The sequence below is a fragment of the Pseudomonas sp. C11 genome, assembly GCF_034683865.1.
Classification (GTDB): domain Bacteria; phylum Pseudomonadota; class Gammaproteobacteria; order Pseudomonadales; family Pseudomonadaceae; genus Aquipseudomonas.
The window spans coordinates 1-243 of sequence record NZ_JAWIIP010000077.1; the positions used below are offsets into that span (position 1 = coordinate 1).

The window sequence follows — 243 nt, forward strand, 5'->3', positions numbered from 1 at the left end:
TGGAGTGCCGGTGTGGAGTCCGAATCCATATTCTATGGCTGCATCCGCGACTGGCCGTCGGATGATCCCGAGCAGCGACGCCTGCGCCTCGAAACCAATCACGCCGTGCTGGCCGAATTGCCTTCGGGCGATCTCTGGCACTTTCTCGGCCGCGAGATGTTCTCCTTCTGCGAGCTGCCCGGCGCCGGCATGTACCAGACCCAGGTGATCCATTTCGGTGCCAGCTACGGCGCCGTGGAATAC

1 pseudogene is annotated in these 243 nt (G+C 62.6%); it reads left to right on the forward strand.

The annotated features are described in order from the left end of the window. Positions 1-12 precede the first annotated feature (12 nt). A pseudogene (locus tag VC352_RS24990) lies at positions 13-243 on the forward strand (hypothetical protein); the annotation flags it as partial.